This window comes from Cronobacter sp. 153480017-3, from assembly GCF_053627815.1.
The window spans coordinates 388,680-403,170 of record NZ_JBSEYN010000002.1; the positions used below are offsets into that span (position 1 = coordinate 388,680).

Annotated in this window: 12 protein-coding genes; 10 read left to right on the forward strand and 2 right to left on the reverse strand. The window is 59.1% G+C overall.

Annotation, left to right across the window (positions count from 1 at the left end):
- Window positions 1-13 precede the first annotated feature (13 nt).
- Genes ACUW6V_RS06250 through kdsB form a run of 3 tightly spaced genes read left to right on the forward strand, consistent with a single transcriptional unit; the run spans window position 14 to window position 2,224 of the window.
- Window positions 14-1,273: a winged helix-turn-helix domain-containing protein gene (locus ACUW6V_RS06250; RefSeq protein ID WP_454038133.1), complete on the forward strand. Its 1,260-nt coding sequence runs from the start codon at window positions 14-16 to the stop codon at window positions 1,271-1,273.
- 25 nt (window positions 1,274-1,298) lie between these two features.
- On the forward strand, window positions 1,299-1,481 hold the full coding sequence (ycaR, locus tag ACUW6V_RS06255) for a protein YcaR (protein ID WP_004385498.1): 183 nt from the start codon (window positions 1,299-1,301) through the stop codon (window positions 1,479-1,481).
- Window positions 1,478-2,224, forward strand: a complete 747-nt coding sequence (gene kdsB, locus ACUW6V_RS06260) for a 3-deoxy-manno-octulosonate cytidylyltransferase (RefSeq protein ID WP_004385497.1) — start codon at window positions 1,478-1,480, stop codon at window positions 2,222-2,224. Before ycaR ends, kdsB begins: the two co-directional genes overlap by 4 nt.
- A 34-nt stretch (window positions 2,225-2,258) precedes the next feature.
- Here the strand turns inward: kdsB and ACUW6V_RS06265 are convergent, their stop codons facing one another.
- Entirely contained in the window at window positions 2,259-2,738 is a 480-nt protein-coding gene (locus ACUW6V_RS06265; protein ID WP_454038134.1) for an Lrp/AsnC family transcriptional regulator, read from the reverse strand.
- Window positions 2,739-2,864: 126 nt separating this feature from the next.
- Between ACUW6V_RS06265 and ACUW6V_RS06270 the strand changes: the two genes are divergently transcribed.
- Both ACUW6V_RS06270 and ACUW6V_RS06275 read left to right on the forward strand, forming a co-directional pair.
- Entirely contained in the window at window positions 2,865-3,287 is a 423-nt protein-coding gene (locus tag ACUW6V_RS06270) for a DUF2000 domain-containing protein (protein ID WP_097581954.1), read from the forward strand.
- A 90-nt stretch (window positions 3,288-3,377) separates the two neighbouring features.
- Window positions 3,378-4,271, forward strand: coding sequence for a YcbJ family phosphotransferase (locus tag ACUW6V_RS06275; RefSeq protein WP_004385492.1), 894 nt, complete (start codon window positions 3,378-3,380; stop codon window positions 4,269-4,271).
- Here ACUW6V_RS06275 and elyC read toward each other — a convergent pair.
- Window positions 4,248-5,027, reverse strand: coding sequence for an envelope biogenesis factor ElyC (gene elyC, locus ACUW6V_RS06280; protein WP_004385490.1), 780 nt, complete (start codon window positions 5,025-5,027; stop codon window positions 4,248-4,250). The two genes, ACUW6V_RS06275 and elyC, sit on opposite strands and share 24 nt — an antisense overlap.
- A gap of 132 nt (window positions 5,028-5,159) precedes the next feature.
- On the opposite strand from elyC, the gene cmoM reads away from it, so the two are divergent.
- The 5 genes from cmoM to ldtD all read left to right on the forward strand — a co-directional run bounded on the left by cmoM (window position 5,160) and on the right by ldtD (window position 14,360).
- Window positions 5,160-5,939, forward strand: a complete 780-nt coding sequence (gene cmoM / locus ACUW6V_RS06285; RefSeq protein WP_007898129.1) for a tRNA uridine 5-oxyacetic acid(34) methyltransferase CmoM — start codon at window positions 5,160-5,162, stop codon at window positions 5,937-5,939.
- A 3-nt stretch (window positions 5,940-5,942) separates the two neighbouring features.
- Complete coding sequence (gene mukF / locus ACUW6V_RS06290) at window positions 5,943-7,265, forward strand: chromosome partition protein MukF (protein WP_004385488.1); 1,323 nt, start codon at window positions 5,943-5,945, stop codon at window positions 7,263-7,265.
- A complete protein-coding gene (gene mukE / locus ACUW6V_RS06295) occupies window positions 7,246-7,956 on the forward strand; it encodes a chromosome partition protein MukE (RefSeq protein WP_454038135.1) in 711 nt (236 codons plus the stop codon). The genes mukF and mukE overlap by 20 nt, the downstream gene beginning before the upstream one ends.
- Window positions 7,949-12,397: a chromosome partition protein MukB gene (gene mukB, locus ACUW6V_RS06300; RefSeq protein ID WP_069681815.1), complete on the forward strand. Its 4,449-nt coding sequence runs from the start codon at window positions 7,949-7,951 to the stop codon at window positions 12,395-12,397. The genes mukE and mukB overlap by 8 nt, the downstream gene beginning before the upstream one ends.
- 154 nt (window positions 12,398-12,551) lie before the next feature.
- On the forward strand, window positions 12,552-14,360 hold the full coding sequence (ldtD, locus tag ACUW6V_RS06305) for a L,D-transpeptidase (protein ID WP_054624879.1): 1,809 nt from the start codon (window positions 12,552-12,554) through the stop codon (window positions 14,358-14,360).
- Window positions 14,361-14,491: the final 131 nt, after the last annotated feature.

Consider the following 14,491-nt stretch of genomic DNA (forward strand, 5'->3'; position numbering starts at 1 on the left):
TACGGGAGCAGATATGTCTGGAGTGCATCTTTCTTTGCGCGCGGCGCGGCACCTGCATCTTGCCGCGCAGGGGCTGCTGAAAAAGCCGGTTCGCCGCGCACGCCCTGCTGACATCCTCGCCACCATCACCCGCATGTCTCTGCTGCAAATCGACACGATCAATATTGTGGCCCGCAGCCCGTATCTGGTGCTTTTCAGCCGTCTCGGCAGCTATCCGGGGCGCTGGCTGGATGAGGCGCTGGCGCGCGGCGAGCTGATGGAGTACTGGGCGCACGAAGCCTGCTTTCTGCCGCGCAGCGATTTCCCGTTATTTCGTCACCGTATGTTGAAGCCGGAAAACATGGGCTGGAAATACCGCGCCGCATGGATGGAAGAACACGCGCAGGAAATCGGCGAGCTGATGGCGTTTATCGAGCGCAACGGCCCGGTACGCTCGGCAGATTTTGAGCATCCGCGTAAAGGTGCCAGCGGCTGGTGGGAGTGGAAACCGCATAAAAAGCATCTCGAAGGGCTGTTTACCGCAGGGCAGGTGATGGTGGTAGAGCGGCGCAATTTTCAGCGCGTCTACGATCTCACCACCAGAGTCTTGCCCGACTGGGACGACAGCCTGCATCTGATTGATAAAGCGCAGGCCGAGGCGCAGATGCTCGCTAACAGCGCCCGGAGCCTCGGCATTTTCCGTAGCGCCTGGCTTGCTGATTACTACCGCTTGCGCCATGTAGCCATCGGCCCGCTATTGCAGGCGTGGCAGGATGAGGGAGTTGTGGTGCCGGTTGACGTCGAGACGCTCGGACCAATGTGGTTGCATCATGAGCTTCTGCCGCTGCTTGAGCGAGCTGTGGCGGGCAAACTCACCGCCACCCACAGCGCGGTGCTCTCACCATTCGATCCGGTTGTCTGGGACCGCCGCCGCGCGGAGGAATTCTTTAACTTCTCTTACCGCCTCGAATGTTATACGCCTGCGCCAAAGCGCAAATATGGCTATTTCGTTTTACCATTGCTGCACAAAGGCGCGCTGGTAGGGCGGATGGATGCCAAAATGCACCGCCAGCAATGCTCGCTTGAAGTCATCGCGCTTTATGGCGAAGAGGGCATATCGTTCACGGCAGGCGTTATCGCCGGATTGCGGCAGGCTATTGGCGATTTCGCCGCCTGGCAGGGCGCAACCAGGGTCGTTTTCCGCCAGTTGCCCGGCCCGCTTGCGCACGCGTGGGGCGAGGGCTGGGAAATTGACCCCGCGCCTGAAACGCATGTGATATCCTCAAAAGATTAATACCACCGGTCCATCAGGAGGAACCATGGATCATCGTTTACTCGAAATCATCGCCTGTCCGGTTTGCAACGGCAAACTCTACTTCAATCAGGAAAAGCAGGAACTTATCTGCAAGGCGGACCGTCTGGCTTTCCCGCTGCGCGACGGTATTCCGGTCCTGCTGGAAAATGAAGCGCGCGCGCTTACAGCCGAAGAGACCAACCCATGAGTTTTGTGGTGATTATTCCTGCCCGCTACGCGTCGACGCGTCTGCCGGGCAAACCGCTGGTCGATATCAACGGCAAGCCGATGATCGTACATGTGCTTGAGCGCGCGCGTGAGTCAGGCGCGGCGCGCATTATTGTGGCGACCGATCACCCGGATGTGGCACGTGCGATTGAAGCGGCAGGCGGCGAAGTCTGTATGACCCGCGCCGATCATCAGTCCGGCACGGAACGTCTGGCGGAAGTCGTGGAGAAATGCGGTTTCGCTGACGATACGGTTATTGTCAACGTTCAGGGCGACGAGCCGATGATCCCGCCAGCGATTATTCGCCAGGTCGCGGAAAATCTGGCGAGTGCGCAGGCAGGCATGGCGACGCTCGCAGTGCCGGTCCATGATGCCCAGGAAGCGTTCAACCCCAACGCGGTCAAAGTGGTGATGGATGCGCAGGGTTACGCGCTCTATTTCTCACGCGCCACCATTCCGTGGGATCGCGACCGTTTCGCGCAGTCGCGCGATACCATCGGCGACAGCTTTCTGCGTCATATCGGTATTTACGGCTATCGCGCCGGGTTTATCCGCCGCTATGTCACCTGGCCTGCCAGCCCGCTTGAGCAGATTGAAATGCTGGAGCAACTGCGCGTCCTGTGGCACGGCGAGAAAATCCACGTGGCGGTTGCCGCCGTGGTGCCCGGCACCGGCGTGGATACGCCTGAAGATCTTGAGCGCGTGCGCGCCGAAATGCGTTAACAGAAAACCGGCCCCGGCCGGTTTTTTTACGGCGTCACACAGTCGCGCCGACCGGCAGCGTCTGGAACGGTTTGATCTCTTTTAGCACGAACATACTCTGCATCTCTTTTATGCCCGGCAGACGGCGCAGCACCGACATGGCGAACTCCGCGTAGGCGTCGAGATCGCGCGACACCACCTGCAACAGGAAGTCGGCATCTCCACCAATGCTGTAACAGGCCACCACGTTTTCCAGCTCCATGACTTCCTGTTCAAAACGCCGCGCCTGCGCCTCGCTGTGGCTGTCGATGCTGACACGCACGAATACCATCACGCCAAGCCCGATTTTGCGGCGATCCAGCGCGGCGTGATAGCCGAGAATCACCTTGTCTTCTTCCAGTTTTTTCACCTTACGCCAGCAGGGCGAGGGCGAAAGGTTGACGGCATCGGCCAGCGTCTGATTGGTGGTGCGTGCATCCTGCTGCAAGAGTGTCAGCAGGGTGATATCGGTGGACGTCAGGATATCGTCAGACATAATTTTTCCCGTTTCTCTTTTTAAAGGGTGATTTTACCCTTTCAGAGCGCATTGCGGTGCAATAAAGGTCATTTTTTTCCGCGGTTGTCGGGCAGACTTATTACATCAACTGACAGGGAGAAAAACATGCAATTCGATACCCGCCTGCATAAATGCACTATCGTCGTCGACCGCGCGCTCACGCCAGGGCTTGCCATGAACGCCGCAAGCGTTCTGGGCGTGTGTCTTGGCAGACAGGTCGAGGGATTAGTCGGCCCCGATCTGTTAAGCCTGGATGGGGTGACTTATCCGGGCGTGATCCGCGCGCCGCTGCCGGTCCTGCTTGGCGAGGGCAACACGCTGTTAAGCCTGTTTAACGCCGCGCAGAGCGATCCGCAGATCCTGGTGCTGCCCTTCAGCGCGCTGGCGCAGTCATGCAAAACCTGGGAGGAGTATGAACGGCGGCTGGCGGGCGCTGGCAGCGCGGAGATCGAGCTGGCGGCGCTGGGGCTGGTCGGCCCGAAAAAACAGATAGCCCGATTGACGGGCAACCTGCCGCTTTACCGTTAAGCTAACTGGCCTGGAATTGATCTCAACAGATGACATCTGCCGCAAGGACGCTCATTATAAAAACAGTAGCGTTTATAAGGGTAACGGCAAATGGAGCAACTGCGTGCAGAACTCAGTCACCTGTTAGGTGAAAAACTCAGCCGGCTTGAATGCATCAGCGAGAAAGCAGACACCGCACTCTGGTCGCTTTACGACAGCCACGGCAACCCGCTGCCGTTGCTGGCGCGGAGTTTTACCTCGCCGGGGCTGGCGCAGCAGCAGGCCGGGAAAATGTCGATTCTCGCGCGTTACGGCACGGTGCGCATGCCGGTGGTTTATGGCGTAATGACGCATGAGGAGCATCCGGGGCCGGACGTATTGCTGATGGAGCGCCTGCGCGGCGTACCGGTGGAAGCACCGGCGCGCACGCCGCAGCGCTGGGAGCAGCTTCAGGATCAGATTATTGAGGCACTGCTGAGCTGGCACCGCGTTGACAGCCACGGCTGCGTGGGCAGCGTCGACAGTACCCAGGAGAATCTCTGGCCGCACTGGTATCGCCAGCGCGTTGAAGTGCTCTGGAGTACGCTCAATCAATATCAGAATACCGGGCTGACGATGCAGGATAAGCGGATGCTGTTTCGCACCCGTGAATGTCTGGACGCGATGTTCGCCGGGTTCAACGACAACTGCGTGCTGATTCACGGCAACTTTAACCTGCGCAGTATGCTCAAAGATGCGCGTAGCGATCAGCTTCTGGCAATGGTGAATCCGGGCGTGGTGCTCTGGGCACCCCGCGAATATGAGCTTTTTCGCCTGTTCGACACGCCGCTGGCTGAAAGCCTTTTCTGGCGCTATCTCCAGCGCGCGCCGGTGGCGGAATCGTTCCTCTGGCGCCGCTGGCTTTATGTCCTGTGGGATGAAGTGGCGCAGTTACTGCAAACCGGAAAAATGAACCGCGCCGCGTTCAGTAAGGCGTCGGAATCACTTCTGCCCTGGGTCGCCTGAGCCCACGCCTTTTACCCATTGCCAGACGCGCCCGAGAATTTCATAACCGGCGCGTTCGCTGTGCATCAGCCACAGTGAAGACGGATAGACGCGCTCCCACGGGTTGAGCGGCGAGTCGATTGCCATCTGGTTGGCGGGTGCCGGGATCGGGTTCAGTCCCTGGCGTTTAAAGAAAATCATCGCCCGCGGCAGATGCGACGCCGACGTCACCAGTAAAAACGGCTGCTTGCCGAGCGCACCGGCGACCGCTGCGGCTTCTTCTTCGGTATCTTTTGGGGAATCAAGCGTAATGATATCGCTTCGCGGTATGCCTAAGCTTTCTGCCACGCGGGCACCTGCTTCGGCGGTGCTGACCGGATTCGTGGTGGCGCGCGCGCCGGTAAAGACCATTTTCGCGCCGGGGTTTGCAAGCCACAGACGCACGCCTTCGGTTACGCGCGGCAGGCTGTTATTGACGAGATTAGAGCTCGGCGCCCATTTGTCATTCCAGGTATAACCGCCGCCCAGCACCACGATGTAATCCGCTTTCTGACCGTTCCAGGTCGGGTAGTCATCTTCCACGGGTTTCAGCAGCCCATCCGCTACCGGCTGCAGGCTTAACAGCAGCAAAATAACCCAGCTTGCCGTCATCAAAATCTTGCCGCTTTGCTTAAATCGCGTGAACCATAGCAGCGCAAGCGCGATGCCCATCATCAGCAGCAGAAACGGCAGCGGCAGCAGCAGCGTGCCGGTGAGTTTTTTCAGAATAAAAAGCATCGGTTATGGGTCCTTTTTTAACCATACGGCAGGTAAACGTGGCCTATCTTACGCGAGATGGGTTCATTCTCCCTCCGGCTGTGACAAAATAGCGGTTTTGCCGGATGCGCTTATCACCTGGAGAGTGTGCCCATGCGGGATCGCAATTTTGATGACATCGCCGAAAAGTTTGCGCGCAACATTTACGGTACAACAAAAGGCCAGTTGCGTCAGGCTATCCTCTGGCAGGATCTCGACGCGTTGTTAGGCCTGTTGCCTGACCGTCCACTGCGCGTACTGGATGCAGGCGGTGGCGAAGGGCAAACCGCGTGTCGCATTGCGCAGCGGGGTCATCAGGTGGTGCTGTGCGATCTCTCCGCGGAAATGATAGCTCGTGCTCAAAAGGCGGCGCAGGAGAAAGGTGTGAGCGGCAACATGCATTTTGTACAATGCGCCGCGCAGGAGGCGGGTCAGCATTTGGAAAGCCCGGTTGATCTGATATTGTTTCACGCTGTGCTGGAATGGGTGGCCGATCCGCAGGCGGCGCTGCGTCATTTATGGGAATGTCTGGCGCCGGGCGGCGCGCTCTCGCTGATGTTCTACAACGCCAACGGCCTTCTGATGCATAACATGGTGGCAGGCAACTTCGCGTATGTGCAGCAGGGCATGCCCAAAAAGAAAAAACGCACTCTTTCGCCGGATTATCCGCGCGAGCCGCAGCAGGTTTATCGCTGGCTTGAAGAGATGGGCTGGCAGATCCACAGCAAAACCGGCGTGCGGGTGTTTCATGACTATCTGCGTGAAAAACATCAGCAGCGCGACGAGTATGAGACGCTGCTTGAGCTTGAAACGCGTTACTGCCGACAGGAGCCCTGGGTGAGCCTGGGCCGATACATCCATGTCACTGCGTTTAAGCCGGAGATCCAAGGATAAATTATGAGTACTTTTTCCCAGACAGTCCCTGAACTGGTTGCCTGGGCCAGGAAAAACGATTTTTCGATCCAGCTTCCGGTAGACAGGCTGGCTTTTTTGCTGGCTATCGCCACGCTGAACGGCGAAAGGCTGGATGGCGAAATGAGCGAAGGGGAGCTGGTGGACGCGTTTCGCCACGTCAGCGACGCCTTCGAGCAATCCACAGAAACCGTCGCCCAGCGCGCCAACAACGCCATCAACGATATGGTGCGCCAGCGCCTGCTTAACCGCTTTACCAGCGAGCAGGCGGAGGGCAACGCGATCTACCGCCTGACGCCCCTTGGCATCGGCATCACCGATTATTACATCCGCCAGCGCGAGTTCTCCACGCTGCGTCTGTCGATGCAGCTCTCCATCGTGGCAAGCGAGCTCAAGCGCGCCGCGGACGCCGCGCAGGAAGGCGGCGACGAGTTCCACTGGCACCGCAACGTTTACGCGCCGCTGAAATACTCCGTTGCGGAAATTTTCGACAGTATCGATCTCACCCAGCGCATCATGGATGAGCAGCAACAGCTGGTGAAAGACGATATCGCCCAGTTGCTGAATAAAGACTGGCGCGCGGCGATCTCCAGCTGCGAACTGCTGCTTTCAGAGACCTCCGGCACGCTGCGCGAGTTACAGGATACGCTGGAGGCGGCGGGCGATAAGCTGCAGGCCAACCTCCTGCAAATCCAGGAAGCGACGCTTGGGCGCGACGATCTTCATTTCGTCGACCGCCTGACGTATGACCTGCAAAGCAAGCTCGACCGTATTATCAGCTGGGGTCAGCAGGCGATTGACCTGTGGATTGGCTATGACCGCCACGTCCATAAATTTATCCGTACCGCCATCGATATGGATAAAAACCGCGTCTTTGCCCAGCGTCTGCGCCAGTCGGTGCAGAACTACTTTGATGCGCCCTGGGCGCTCACTTACGCCAGCGCCGATCGCCTGCTCGATATGCGCGATGAAGAGATGACGCTGCGCGATGAAGAAGTGACCGGCGAACTGCCGCCGGATCTGGAATTTGAAGAGTTTAACGAGATCCGCGAACAACTGGCGGCGATGATTGAGGCCCAGCTCAACGTCTACCGGGAGCGTCAGCAGCCGCTCGACCTGAGCGTCGTGATGCGCGATTACCTGACTCAGTTCCCGCGAGCCCGCCACTTTGACGTGGCGCGCATCGTGGTAGACCAGGCGGTGCGCCTGGGCGTCGCTGAAGCGGACTTTACCGGCCTGCCAGCTAAGTGGCAGCCCATTAATGATTATGGAGCCAAGGTACAGGCGAATGTCATCGACAAATATTGAACACGTGATGCCAGTGAAGCTGGCGCTGGCGCTCGCGAATCCGCTGTTTCCGGCGCTCGACAGTCAGTTGCGCGCCGGGCGTCACATTGGCCTGGACGAGCTGGATAATCACGCTTTTCTGATGGATTACCAGAGTGAGCTGGAAGAGTTCTACAGCCGCTATAACGTCGAGCTTATCCGCGCGCCGGAAGGCTTTTTCTATCTGCGTCCACGCTCCACGACGCTTATCCCGCGCTCGGTGCTCTCCGAGCTGGATATGATGGTGGGCAAAATCCTCTGTTATCTCTACCTGAGCCCGGAGCGTCTGGCGAACGAAGGTATCTTCACCCAGCAGGAACTCTATGACGAGCTGATGGCGCTGGCCGACGAAACCAAGCTGCTGAAGCTTGTGAACAACCGCTCAACCGGCTCCGACCTCGATCGCCAGAAACTGCAGGAAAAAGTGCGCTCATCGTTAAGCCGCCTGCGCCGCCTGGGCATGGTCTGGTTTATGGGCCATGACAGCAGCAAATTCCGTATCACCGAGTCGGTGTTTCGTTTCGGTGCGGACGTGCGCGCCGGCGACGATCCGCGCGAGGCGCAACTGCGCATGATCCGCGACGGCGAAGCGATGCCGGTGGAAAGCCATCTGCAGCTCAATGATGAGAACTACGATACCCAGCAGGATAACGCGGAGGAGGACAATGATTGAACGCGGTAAGTTTCGCTCGCTAACGCTTATCAACTGGAACGGCTTTTTTGCCCGTACGTTTGATCTCGACGAGCTGGTCACCACGCTTTCCGGCGGTAACGGCGCCGGGAAATCAACGACGATGGCGGCGTTCGTCACAGCGCTGATTCCGGATCTCACACTGCTGCACTTCCGTAACACCACCGAGGCGGGCGCGACCAGCGGCTCGCGCGATAAGGGGCTACACGGCAAACTGAAAGCGGGCGTCTGTTATTCGGTGCTGGATGTTGTCAACTCCCGTCATCAGCGCGTGCTGGTGGGCGTGCGTCTGCAACAGGTCGCCGGACGCGACCGTAAAGTGGATATCAAACCGTTCGCCATTCAGGGCCTGCCGAGCGCGATTCTGCCCACACAACTGCTGACGGAAACGCTGAACGATCGTCAGGCGCGCGTGCTGAGCCTCAACGAGCTGAAAGATAAAATCGACACGATGGAAGGCGTGCAGCTTAAGCAGTTCAACTCCATCACCGATTATCACTCATTAATGTTCGATCTGGGCGTAGTGGCGCGCCGTCTGCGTTCAGCGTCCGATCGCAGCAAATATTACCGTCTGATTGAGGCCTCGCTCTACGGCGGGATCTCCAGCGCTATCACCCGCTCGCTTCGTGATTACCTGCTGCCGGAAAACGGCGGCGTGCGTAAAGCGTTCCAGGATATGGAAGCGGCGCTGCGCGAAAACCGCATGACGCTGGAAGCTATCCGCGTCACCCAGTCGGACCGCGATCTCTTCAAACACCTGATTTCCGAAGCCACTAACTATGTGGCGGCGGATTACATGCGCCACGCCAATGAGCGGCGTATTCATCTTGATCAGGCGCTGGAGCTGCGCCGCGAGCTGTTCAGCAGCCGCAAGCAGCTTGCCGCCGAGCAGTATAAGCATGTCGATATGGCGCGCGAGCTCTCCGAGCACGCGGGGGCTGAAGGCGATCTCGAAACCGATTATCAGGCGGCGAGCGATCACCTGAATCTGGTGCAAACCGCGCTGCGCCAGCAGGAGAAAATCGAGCGCTACGAGGCTGACCTCGAAGAACTGCAGATTCGCCTGGAAGAGCAGAGCGAAGTGGTGGCGGAAGCGGCCGAGCAGCAGGAAGAGAACGAAGCCCGCGCGGAAGCCGCCGAGCTTGAAGTCGACGAACTCAAAAGCCAGCTTGCCGACTATCAGCAGGCGCTTGACGTGCAGCAGACCCGCGCCATTCAGTACCAGCAGGCGCTCACCGCGCTGGAGCGCGCCCGCGAGCTGTGCCATCTGCCGGATCTGAGCGCCGACAGCGCCGATGAATGGCTGGATACCTTCCAGGCCAAAGAGCAGGAGGCCACCGAACGGTTGCTGTCGCTTGAGCAGAAAATGAGCGTCGCGCAGACCGCGCATAGCCAGTTTGAACAGGCTTATCAGCTGGTCGCCAGCATTAATGGCCCGGTGAGCCGCGCGGAAGCCTGGGACGTGGCGCGCGAACTGTTGCGCGACGCCAGCCAGCAGCGCCATCTGGCCGAACAGGTGCAGCCGCTGCGTATGCGCCTTTCCGAGCTGGAACAGCGCCTGCGCGAACAGCAGGATGCCGAGCGCCTGCTGGCCGAGTTCTGCAAACGCCAGGGCAAAGACTATGACCCGGAAGATCTCGAAGCGCTGAACGATGAGCTGGAAGCCCGCATCGCGGCGCTCTCCGACAGCGTTTCGCAGGCCGGTGAACAGCGCATGACGCTGCGCCAGGAGCTTGAGCAGATCCAGAGCCGCGTTAAGACGCTCACCAGCCATGCGCCGGCCTGGCTTGCGGCGCAAAACAGCCTCAACCAGATTAGCGAACAGAGCGGCGAGACGTTTGAGTCCGGCCAGCAGGTCACCGAATACCTTCAGCAACTGCTGGAGCGTGAGCGAGAAGCCATCGTTGAACGTGACGAAGTGGGCGCGCGTAAGCGGGCCGTGGACGAAGAGATTGAACGCTTAAGCCAGCCGGGCGGTGCCGAAGACGCACGCCTCAATGCGCTGGCGGAGCGCTTCGGCGGCGTACTGCTCTCTGAAATTTACGACGACGTATCGTTTGACGACGCGCCGTACTTCTCCGCGCTCTACGGCCCGTCGCGCCATGCGATAGTGGTGCCGGATTTGTCGCGCGTGCGCGATCTGCTCGACGGCCTTGAGGATTGCCCGGAAGATCTCTACCTGATCGAAGGCGATCCGCAGTCCTTCGATGACAGCGTCTTCAGCGTTGAAGAGCTGGAAAAAGCGGTAGTGGTGAAAGTGGCCGAGCGCCAGTGGCGTTACTCCCGCTTCCCGTCGGTGCCGCTGTTTGGCCGCGCCGCGCGCGAAAGCCGTATCGAGAGCCTGCATGCCGAGCGCGAGGCGCTGTCTGAACGCTACGCGACGCTCTCTTTCGACGTACAGAAAACGCAGCGCCTGCATCAGGCGTTCAGCCGGTTTGTCGGCCAGCATCTCGCCGTGGCGTTTGAGGCGGACCCGGAAGCGGAAATCCGTAAGCTCAACACGCGCCGCAGCGAAATCGAGCGCGCCATCAGCCAGCACGAAAACGACAACCAGCAGCAGCGCGTGCAGTTTGAACAGGCGAAGGAGGGTGTGGCCCAGCTTAACCGCCTGCTGCCGCGCCTGAGCCTGCTGGCAGACGACAGCCTGGCCGACCGCGTGGAGGAAATTCAGGAGCGCCTGGCGGAAGCCCAGGACGCCGCCCGTTTCCTGTCACAGCACGGCAATGCGCTGGCGAAACTGGAGCCGGTAGCGTCGGTACTGCAGAGCGACCCGGAGCAGTTCGACCAGCTCAAACAGGATTATGAACAGGCGCGCCAGACGCAGCGCGACGCTCGACAGCAGGCCTTTGCGCTGAGCGAAGTGGTGCAGCGTCGCGCGCACTTTAGCTACAGCGATTCGGCGCAAATGCTCAATGGCAACACCGATCTCAACGAGAAACTGCGCCAGCGTCTGGAGCAGGCGGAAGCCGAGCGTACCCGCGCCCGCGAAGCGCTGCGTACCCACGCCGCGAAGCTCAGCCAGTATCATCAGGTGCTGGCGTCGCTGAAAAGCTCCTTCGATACCAAAAAAGAGCTGCTGGGCGATCTGCAACGTGAACTGCAGGATATCGGCGTGCGCGCCGATGCCGGAGCCGAAGAGCGCGCACGCCAGCGTCGCGACGAACTGCATACACGTCTTAGCAACAACCGTTCGCGCCGTAATCAACTGGAGAAACAGCTGACGCTGTGCGAAGCGGAGATGGACAACCTGACCCGCAGCCTGAAGCGTCTGGAGCGTAACTACCACGAGATGCGTGAGCAGGTGGTCAGTGCCAAAGCGGGCTGGTGCGCGGTGATGCGTATGGTGAAAGACAATGGCGTTGAACGCCGTCTGCACCGCCGCGAGCTGGCGTACCACTCCGGTGACGATCTTCGCTCGATGTCGGATAAAGCCCTCGGTGCGCTGCGCCTGGCGGTGGCGGATAACGAACACCTGCGCGACGTGCTGCGCTTGTCTGAAGACCCCAAACGCCCTGAGCGTAAAATCCAGTTCTTCGTGGCCGTGTATCAGCATCTGCGCGAGCGTATCCGCCAGGATATTATCCGCACCGACGATCCGGTCGAGGCGATTGAACAGATGGAAATTGAGCTGGGCCGCCTGACGGAAGAGCTTACCTCACGCGAACAGAAGCTCGCCATCAGCTCCCGCAGCGTGGCGAATATTATTCGCAAGACGATCCAGCGCGAGCAGAACCGCATTCGTATGCTCAACCAGGGCCTGCAGAGCGTGTCGTTCGGCCAGGTCAACAGCGTGCGTCTGAACGTCAACGTGCGTGAAAGCCATGCCACACTGCTGGAAGTGCTTGCCGAGCAGCACGAGCAGCATCAGGATCTGTTTAACAGCAACCGCCTGACGTTCTCAGAAGCGCTGGCGAAACTCTGGCAGCGCCTGAATCCGCAAATCGACATGGGCCAGCGTACCGCGCAGACCATCGGCGAAGAGCTGCTCGACTACCGTAATTATCTTGAGATGGAAGTTGAGGTTAACCGTGGCTCCGACGGCTGGCTGCGCGCAGAAAGCGGCGCGCTTTCTACCGGTGAGGCGATAGGTACGGGGATGTCTATCCTGGTGATGGTCGTGCAGAGCTGGGAAGATGAATCCAGTCGCCTGCGCGGCAAAGACATTTCGCCATGCCGTCTGCTGTTCCTCGACGAAGCGGCGCGTCTGGATGCTCGTTCTATCGCCACGCTGTTTGAACTGTGCGAACGCCTGCAGATGCAGCTCATCATCGCGGCACCGGAGAACATCAGCCCGGAAAAAGGCACAACCTACAAGCTGGTGCGTAAAGTCTTCCAGAACCATGAGCATGTGCATGTGGTTGGCCTGCGCGGCTTTGCCGCCCCGCCAGCCGATGCGCTGCCGGGACCGGCTGAAGTCTCGTAACGTCATCAACTCACAGAGCGGGCTTCGGCCCGCTTTCTTTTTGTCCGGCAAATCTTTAAACTTCTTTACATTCGATCAGGCAAATGATTTTTTCTGTTTATATACTCACAATAAGCCTGAGTGCCGAATTATTCTGAAAAACAGGGGGCAAGGGATGGTGCTTAAGAATATGCATGGTTTTCGACGGTCAGCACTGTATGTGTGCCTGGCTCTCAGTATCGCTCCACTGTTTAACGCGTATGCCGATGAACCGGAACTGATCGCCAACGACAGTATTACCACGCTCAGCGCGCAGCCACTGGCGCTGTCGCCGGGCATGGCGTTCCTGGCGGCGAATACGGCACCTGATGCCGCAAGCCGTCTTGCGAGCGCACGCACGCAGTTACAGGCGGCGCTTCCAGCGGGCTTCACGCCGGTCTACATGAATGCGCTGGTGGGGCTATACGCCGCCCGCGATCTTAAACCGATGTGGGAGAACCGCGACGCCGTTCAGGCATTCCAGCAGCAGCTGGCTGAAGTCGCGCTCGCTGGCTTCCAGCCGCAATTTACCGCCTGGGTGGAGCAACTGACCAATCCTGCCGTTACGGGGCTCGCGCGCGATATCGTGCTGAGTGACGCGATGGTGGGGTATCTGCATTTTATTTCTGGCATCCCAAGCCAGGGCAACCGCTGGCTCTACAGCGAAAAACCGTACAAGCTGGAGATGCCCGCGCTGAACGTGCTGAACCAGTGGCAGGTCGCGCTGGATAACGGCTCTGTGCCTGCGTTTGTGCGCTCTCTCGCCCCCGCGCATCCGCAGTATGCGGCGATGCACGCCTCGCTGTTGCAACTGGTGGCGGATACCCGTCCGTGGCCGCAAATGACCGGCAAAGAGAAACTGCGCCCCGGCCAGTGGAGCAGCGATATTCCGGCGCTGAAGGAGATTTTACAGCGTACCGGCATGCTGGATGGCGGCCCGGATATTGCGCTGCCGGGCGATAACAACGGCGTGGTCAGCCCGTCGGCGGCCCCGCAAACCGCAAGCCAGACCCGTAGTACGCCGAAACCGGCGCGCGCGGTTTACGATAAAGATCTGGTCGCGGCGGTAAAACGTTTTCAGAAATGGCAGGGGCTGGGCGCGGATGGTGTTATCGGTCAGTCCACCCGCGACTGGCTGAATGTGACGCCCGCGCAGCGCGCCGCGCTGCTGGCGCTCAATATTCAGCGTCTGCGCCTGCTGCCCGGCAAACTCAGCACCGGCATCATGGTAAATATTCCCGAGTATTCGCTGGTCTATTACCAGAATGGCAATCAGGTGCTGGCGTCGCGCGTTATCGTCGGCAGACCGGATCGCAAAACACCGCTGATGAGCAGCGCGCTCAATAACGTGGTGGTCAATCCACCGTGGAACGTGCCGCCAACGCTCGCCCGCAAAGATATTCTGCCGAAAGTCTGGAATGACCCAGGGTATCTGGAGAGCCACGGTTATACCGTGCTGAACGGCTGGGGAAGTAACGCAGATGTCGTGGATCCGTGGATGGTGGACTGGGCAACGATTACGCCGTCTAATCTGCCATTCCGTTTCCAGCAGGCACCGGGTGCCCATAACTCGCTCGGGCGGTATAAGTTCAACATGCCGAGCTCAGACGCTATCTATCTGCACGATACGCCGAACCACAATCTCTTCCAGCGCGATGCGCGGGCGCTCAGCTCCGGCTGCGTGCGTGTGAATAAAGCTTCTGAACTGGCCAATATGCTGCTGCAGGATGCGGGCTGGAATGATTCGCGCATTTCGCAGACGCTGAAAGAGGGGAATACGCGTTACGTGAATATTCCGCAGACCATTCCGGTGAACCTCTATTATCTGACCGCGTTTATCGGCGAGGACGGGCGTCCGCAATATCGTACAGATATTTACAATTACGATCACACCGCGCGATCGGGCGCACAAATCCTCCCAAAAGTGGAACAACTGATCCGCTAACAGGTTTAATTCCGCGGACTTAACCTGCTCTATGTGAAGCGAAAACGGGCCAAACGTAAAAAAAGGCCCGTTATTCGCGCCTTTGACCCGTATTGACTCCCCTCCGGCTGGCGGTTAAGGTGCCACTCGTG